The organism is Rathayibacter sp. AY1F3 (assembly GCF_002931975.1).
GTDB lineage: Bacteria > Actinomycetota > Actinomycetes > Actinomycetales > Microbacteriaceae > Rathayibacter.
In genome coordinates, this window is the sequence record NZ_PSVF01000059.1 from 1 (window position 1) to 5114 (window position 5114).

Genomic DNA, 5114 nt, shown 5'->3' on the forward strand with positions numbered 1-5114 from the left:
TCGGAGGGCCGCGTCAGGCGGGGCGGCGGAGGGCGGTCTCGACGAGCGAGACGAGGCCGTGCGGGCCGAGCTGGCCGACGAGCAGGTCGAGCGGAGTGGGGACGGGCAGCGCCGAGGCGGCGCGGCCGAGGCGGGAGGCGGGCACGGGGGCGGCCTCGCGCTCCTCCGGCTCCGGGTCGGCGAGGGCCAGCGCGACAGTGGCGGCCACGTCCTCGACCGCGCGGACGCAGCCGAAGCGGATGATCCGCTCGTCGTCGATCAGGGCCTCGCCGTAGCCCGCGCGGAACGCCGAGCGCTGCACGTCGCTGATCGGCCGCGAGTAGATGACGCCCAGCTCGATCAGGAGCAGGTCGGCCTCCCGCGGGGCGACGGTGGCCTCGTCGAAGTCGATCAGCCAGGGGCGGCCGCTCTCGTCGATGACGACGTTGCCGGGATGCGGGTCGCCGTGGAGGGGCACGCGGGAGGTGGGCGTGCGGGCGCGCTTCAGCCGCCGCTCAGCGCCGGCGAGGGCGTCGAGGCGGGAGCGGTTACCGCGCCAGAGCGCGGTGAGGAGGGGGCGGGACTCCGGCTGCGCGTCGATCCTCTCGTCGGTCTCGGCGAGGAGGTCGGCGAGCGGACGGCGGACGCGGCGGATGCCCCGCCGCACGGGAGGCGCGAGGGTCGGCGGCTCGGCGTCGTGCACGGAGCGCAGGACCGCGCCGAACCCCTCCCAGTCGAGGGCGTCCTCGCCGGAGTCGACCGCGTCCTCGCCGAGGATCCACGGCGCGACCGAGACCCGCAGCCCCCGGTCCTCCGCCCAGGGGCGCCCGTCGGAGGCGCGGTGCGGCGCCGCGACGCCCGGCACCCCCGACTCGCCCAGCGACGCCGAGAGCGCGAGTCCGAAGCGCCCGTCGCGGGCCGACGCCTTGACGCTCCAGAGCGCTCCGGAGCCGTCGGCCGCGCACCAGACGCGCGCTCCGTGGTCGAGTCCGCCGACGACGGGCTCCAGGTCGACGAGGCCGACGCCGAACTCGCGGCGCACCAGATCGTGCGCCCAGGCGCCCGCCTCCTCGATCGTGTCCATCCCGCTCATGCTGACGTGCGGGCGCCCCGCGAGCAGGTGCTTGCGCGATCGGTGATCGTAGGCATGGGTGCGGGCTGAGCCGCGTCTCAGGCTCGCGCGGGGAAGAGGGCGAGCCGCTGCTCCGTCCCCTGCTGCCGGACCGTGAGAACGGGAGCCGCGAGCGCGTGACCGTGGTGGTAGCCCGTCACCGACTCGGGGGCGTCCGCAGCGGTGAGGGGTAGGAACGCTATCGGCGAGAGGTCCGCGTCGGCGCGGAACAGCGAGAGCGCCATCGAGGTGACGACGGCCAGCAGCACGGGGTCCGGCTTCGCCGCGCGCAGCGCCGGGAGGTCGACCGCGGCTCCGGCGACCGCGAGCGTCCGCAGCGAGGCCAGTGTCTCCGGAGTGTTCAGCACCGCGGTGACGCCGCCGTCCGGATGCTCGGCCCGCAGCTTCTCGAGGATCGGTCGGGACCACCGCTCCTCGACGCGCCGTCGGATCCCGAAGCCGAGCCCCGCGACGATCACCGCGGCCACCGCGAGCACCACGCCCCACCCTCCGTAGAGCTGGAACGCCCGGGCGCCCGACCACGCCGCCGCCACGACCACCGTCGCTCCGAAGAACGCCTCGCTCCCGAGCGACCGCAGCCGGGTCGACTGCACCTCCTGCGTCACGAGCGCTCCTCCGGGTCGGGCGGACCTCCGGGCGGGATCACGTCAGCGCATGATCGCACCGGCGCCTGCGGGTCGGGCGGGGATCCGTCCCCTCGCGCGCGAGGCCGGCTCAGCGCCCGCGCCGCGCCCGCGGATCGGTGAGGAGCCGGACCGGGGGGAGGTCGGCCAGTTCGGGGGACACGAAGCCGAGCACGTCGGAGTGGTGGTCGGCGGAGGCCCGGCGGAGGAAGGACCAGCACTTGAGCGAGGACGGGCGCCGGTCGAGGGGGAGGGGAGCGGCCTCCACGATGATCACGGTGGCGGAGCGGTGCAGGATCCGCACGGGCACGCGGCTCTCGCGGCCGTCGACGGTCCAGCTGGAGACGCCGCGGATGCGGCCGTCCTCGCGGTCGACGCCGACGGTGAGGACGCTCCGGAAGTCGTCGGACGCGGCGCCCATGCCGATCTGGAAGTCGCCGTCGGCGCCGTCGAGCACGAAGGCGACGTCGAGTCCGCGGCGGTGCCGGACGGTGAAGGTGGCGAGCAGGGGACCGCTCCCGAATCTCGAGGCCTCGTCGCGGGCCTGCCGGACACGCTGCTCCGCGTCGTCCCTGTCCATGGAGCCACTCCTGCCGTTCGGGCGGAGCGGGGCCCGCGCGCCCGTCGAGCCTAGGGGGAGCGGGACGGCGTCACCCCGCGCGAGGCAGCGTCACCCGGAAGCGGGCGCCGACGGGCCCCGCCTCCGCCACGAGGTCGCCGCCGAGGGCCCGGGCCAGCCCGCGCGCGATCGGCAGGCCGAGGCCCGAGCCGCCGTCGGCGCGGTTGCGGGCGTCGTCGAGGCGGACGAGGCGGTCGAAGACGCGCTCGAGGTCGGCCTCGGCGACGCCGGGGCCGTCGTCGTCGACGGTGATCGTGACGGAGTCGGCGGCCGCCTCGACGGCGACGTCGATCCGGGAGCGGGCGAAGCGGGCGCCGTTCTCGAGGAGGTTGCCGAGCACCTGGGCCAGCCGGTCGGCGTCGGCGCTGACCAGGAGCGGCTCGGCGGGCCGGTGCAGCTCGATGGCGAGGCCCGGGCGGCGCAGCTCCTGGCGCTCGATCGCGGCCTCGGCGACGACCGCGGGGTCCAGCGGACGCGACTCCAGAGCCAGGCCCTCGTCCAGCCGCGCCATCAGCAGCATGTCCTGGATGAGGCGGCCCGCGCGCAGCGACTCCCGCACGACGTGCACCGAGAGGCGCTCGCGCTCCTGCTCGCCGCCGTCGGCGCGGACGAGCGCGTCGGCGGCGGCCTGGATGCCGGCGACCGGCGTCCGCAGCTCGTGCGCGGCGTCCGAGACGAACGCGCGCATCCGCTGCTCCGCCGCGAGGGCCGTCGCCTCGGCGGCGAGGGCGCTGCGCTCGGCCTGCTCGAGGTCGTCGAGCATCTCGTCGAACGCGGTCGCGGTGCGGCCGAGCTCGGTCCGCGGACGGGAGGGGCGCAGCCGCCGCCCGCGGTCGCCGTGCGCGATGTCGCGGGCCACGTCGGTCATCCGCTCGAGGGGCCGGAGGGTCGCGCGGACCACGACGATCAGCGCGAGGGCGGCCAGCAGGAGGAACACGGCCGACGCGGCGAGCAGGATCCCGTTCAGCTGCGCGAGGGTGCTGCCCACCGATCCGGCCTCGCTGGTGAGCTCGAGGCGGGTGCCGTCGCTGAGGGTCGACTCGAGGGTGATCAGCTCGTCGTCGGCGGCGACGCTGCTCGAGACGACGGTGACGGCGGCGGACGCGGCTCGGGGCGGGACGGCTCCGGAGGAGGAGCTCGTGCCGGGAGGCGACGGCGGCTCTCCGAGCTGGTCGGCGGCTCCTGGGCCCAGTCGCAGCTGCTCCGGGCTCGGCCCGGCCACGACGTCCTCGCCCTCGGGGCTCGTGATCCGCACCGAGACGCCCTGCGCCGAGAGGCGGGAGGCGAGGGCGTCGTCGGCGATCGTGCCGACCAGCGCGGCGGCGGCGGAGGCGCGGTCCTGCAGCCGCTCCTCGATCTGGTCGCGGAGGCGCTCGCCGAGCACCGCCTGCACCGTCGCCGAGAGGGCCAGGAGCAGCACGGCCAGCAGCGCGAGCACGGCCAGGACGGTGCGGAGGCGGAGGGAGCCGGTCCGCAGGGCGCCCGGCTGGGAGCGGCTCACGCCTCCACCCGGTAGCCGAGGCCGCGCACGGTGTGCACGAGCCGGTCGCCGTGCGCCTCCATCTTCTTGCGGAGGGAGCTGAGGTGCACCTCGACGAGGTTCGGGTCGACGTGGTCGTAGCCCCAGACCTGCGTGAGGATCTGGGTCTTGGTGAGGGTGCGGCCGCGGTTCCCGGCGAGGAAGGCGAGGAGGCGGAACTCGGTCGCGGTGAGGTCGAGGGCGACGCCGCCGCGGCGGGCGCGGCCCGACTCCGGGTCGACGACGAGGTCTCCGATCTCGACGACGGACGGGATGCGGCCGCGGCGGCGCAGCACGGCGGTCACGCGCTTGACGAGCTCGGCGAGCACGAACGGCTTCACCACGTAGTCGTCGACGCCCTCGTCGAAGCCGCGGAGGCGGTCGTCGACGGCGTCGCGGGCGGTGAGCATGATCACCGCCGCGTCGCTGCTGCGGCGGATCCGCTCGGCGAGCACGATGCCGCTCGGGCCGGGGAGCATCCAGTCGAGGATCACCAGGTCCGGAGCGAAGGTGCTCAGCTCGCGGACGAGGTCCTCGCCGGAGACGAGACCGCGGACCGTGAAGCGCTCGCTGCGCAGCGCGGTCTCGACGGAGGAGCGGATGGCGTCGTCGTCCTCGATGAGGAGCACACGGGCGGAGGAGGGCATGTGCTCGAACCTAGGGGCCGCGGATCGGGGCGCACCCGGCGTCTGCTGTGGAGGGTCTGTTCTTAAGTCCGGCTTCAGATTCGCCTTCGAATCTGAGATGGAACCGGCCGCAACCGATCCCGAACGGGGTCGGCACCGGGCCGGAACGAGGAGACACCCATGACCGAGTCGACCACCCCCGCCGAGAAGGGCTCGAGCTTCGGGCCGCGCCGTCCGAAGAAGCGCGCCCTGACCATCGGCATCGCCGTCGGCGCCCTCGGACTCGTCGCGCTCGGCTCGACCGCCGCGTTCGCCGCGACGCCGTCGAGCACGCCGACCTCCAGCGCCACACCGCTGCACTCCACCTCGACCGACGCGCCGTCCACCGATGCGCCCGCCGAGGGCACGGCGCCGACGCCCCCGAGCGACGGCTCGGCGCCGACGCCCCCGACGGATGCGCCGACCCCGCCCACCGACGCGCCGACGCCGCCGGCCGACGGCACGATGCCCACGCCTCCCGCCGCCGCCGACGGCACGATGCCCACGCCTCCGGCCGACGGCACCATGCCCACGCCTCCGGCCGCCGCTGACGGCACGGCACCGACCCCGCCTGCCC

General features: G+C 75.8%; 6 protein-coding genes. 1 reads left to right on the plus strand and 5 read right to left on the minus strand.

Annotated features, from left to right (window positions below; translation table 11 throughout):
* Positions 1-13: 13 nt before the first annotated feature.
* From C5C39_RS16955 to C5C39_RS16975, 5 genes are all read right to left on the minus strand, one after another.
* Complete coding sequence (locus C5C39_RS16955; protein WP_146083972.1) at positions 14-1063, minus strand: aminoglycoside phosphotransferase family protein; 1050 nt, start codon at positions 1061-1063, stop codon at positions 14-16.
* Between the two features lie 86 nt (positions 1064-1149).
* Positions 1150-1716, minus strand: coding sequence for a hypothetical protein (locus C5C39_RS16960; RefSeq protein ID WP_104353931.1), 567 nt, complete (start codon positions 1714-1716; stop codon positions 1150-1152).
* 109 nt (positions 1717-1825) lie between these two features.
* Positions 1826-2314 carry a hypothetical protein gene (locus tag C5C39_RS16965; protein WP_104353932.1) on the minus strand — a complete coding sequence of 163 codons (489 nt, stop codon included), beginning with the start codon at positions 2312-2314 and terminating at the stop codon, positions 1826-1828.
* Between the two features lie 70 nt (positions 2315-2384).
* Positions 2385-3854 carry a cell wall metabolism sensor histidine kinase WalK gene (locus C5C39_RS16970; protein ID WP_104353933.1) on the minus strand — a complete coding sequence of 490 codons (1470 nt, stop codon included), beginning with the start codon at positions 3852-3854 and terminating at the stop codon, positions 2385-2387.
* Positions 3851-4519, minus strand: a complete 669-nt coding sequence (locus C5C39_RS16975; protein WP_104353934.1) for a response regulator transcription factor — start codon at positions 4517-4519, stop codon at positions 3851-3853. The genes C5C39_RS16970 and C5C39_RS16975 overlap by 4 nt, the downstream gene beginning before the upstream one ends.
* A gap of 159 nt (positions 4520-4678) precedes the next feature.
* Here C5C39_RS16975 and C5C39_RS16980 point away from each other — a divergent pair.
* Positions 4679-5114, plus strand: a 436-nt coding sequence (locus C5C39_RS16980) for a hypothetical protein (RefSeq protein WP_104353935.1), incomplete at its 3' end; no start/stop codon positions are given.

What these genes read in the sequence shown, in the direction of transcription:
- C5C39_RS16955 (WP_146083972.1), bottom strand. Translation starts at nt 1,063, where the DNA reads ATGGACACGATCGAGGAGGCGGGCGCCTGGGCGCACGATCTGGTGCGC.
- C5C39_RS16965 (WP_104353932.1), bottom strand. Translation starts at nt 2,314, where the DNA reads ATGGACAGGGACGACGCGGAGCAGCGTGTCCGGCAGGCCCGCGACGAG.
- C5C39_RS16975 (WP_104353934.1), bottom strand. Translation starts at nt 4,519, where the DNA reads ATGCCCTCCTCCGCCCGTGTGCTCCTCATCGAGGACGACGACGCCATC.